Below are 1416 nucleotides of genomic sequence, written 5' to 3'. Positions count from 1 at the left end.
TTCGCTCGACTTGCATGTATTAGGCACGCCGCCAGCGTTCATCCTGAGCCAGGATCAAACTCTCCAATAAAGTTAGTTTGTCTAGCATCTAAAATAAAAATTGACGTTTCACGTTGTTTGTTTCGTTCAGTTTTCAAAGAACTACTTGGTCGCTCATTTGCGACTTCCTTATGTTAACATCTTCGTTAGTTAATGTCAACTAAGTTTTTTCATTTCATTTGTCGCTTGCGACGTTATTGTCATCGGCGACTTGTCCTATATTACACCTCTATATAATAATAGTCAATATTAATCTTTCATTTTTTTAAAAAGATAAAAAAGACTCTCATACCCCCCTTTTATTTCTCATACATATCAATAAGATAACTGAAAGGAGTGTAGAACTTGTTCAACCCTTCTTTATTACACATCATAAGCTCCCATTCAAGAAGCCCACACTATCATAGGAAGTTTCCAATCATTCTATTTTGGAGTCAAAAAAGCGGTTGTACTTCTCTTGCTAAGTGGTTCTTTTACCAGATTGATTTATTACAAACCGCTCTAAGCTATAGTCCTTTCATTCATAATTATGAATATGATATATACAAAAGTACACCTACCTATAGTGTACGACTAGGAATAGCTCTACGAGAAAAACAAAAAGAAACTTTTAAACTCGTTCGTAACCCTTATAGGAGAGCAGTCAGTTCTTTCGTATCCTTAATTGGACCTCCTTATATGGAACATCCCGAATGGAAACCCATCCGAAAGTTTTTATATCAAGATGAAAATTCCTCCAAAGGGATCTCATTTAAACAATTTCTATACTATCTATTTATGAAAGGAGCTCACGCAAGTGATATTAACCCACATTTCACACAACAATATATAGCTGGTGAAGAAGAATATGTGACCAATTATATATACTTAGAAAACTTCGATCAGGAAATGAAAGAATTAGAAAAGCGTTTCGAATTAAAAACCGCACCAATAAATGAGTTCTCAACATCATGGCATCATCAAACTCCCGCCATGATTTATAAAGGGGATTTTAGCGAAGGCGATATTACTGATCCTTTATTTCCCCGTCATCCGACTTTTGAAAGCTTTTATGATACTGAATGTATACAACTTGTCCAAACAATATTTCAAAATGATTTCGACACATATAAATACAGCAAAGAATATCCATACTAACTTTAGTCTATTATCTTTGCTAAATAAAAAAGATACCTCATATTAATCTGTACCCTTTGTAAAGGACATTTTGAAAAAAGTTAGGCAACATCAAGAAGATGATTTCTGTATCCTGATATGATCCCCTTATAGTAGACAGTTGAAAGAAAGTTACTTTACTGTTTATTATGGAGGGGATTTTTTATGGGGAAAATTAGAAGAACTTTTTCAATTGATTTTAAAATGAAAGCTATTGAATTG

Annotated in this window: 1 protein-coding gene and 1 rRNA gene; one reads left to right on the top strand and one right to left on the bottom strand. The window is 33.5% G+C overall.

Going from position 1 to position 1416, the window contains the following annotated elements:
* Positions 1 to 70 (bottom strand): 16S ribosomal RNA (locus D1166_RS30865); the annotation flags it as partial.
* Positions 71 to 384: 314 nt separating this feature from the next.
* Here D1166_RS30865 and D1166_RS30860 point away from each other — a divergent pair.
* Complete coding sequence (locus tag D1166_RS30860; protein ID WP_000483020.1) at positions 385 to 1176, top strand: sulfotransferase family 2 domain-containing protein; 792 nt, start codon at positions 385 to 387, stop codon at positions 1174 to 1176.
* Positions 1177 to 1416: the final 240 nt, after the last annotated feature.

The sequence above is a fragment of the Bacillus sp. ISO11 genome, from assembly GCF_003458115.1.
GTDB lineage: Bacteria > Bacillota > Bacilli > Bacillales > Bacillaceae_G > Bacillus_A > Bacillus_A cereus.
This window is presented reverse-complemented; position numbering and strand designations above follow the sequence as displayed.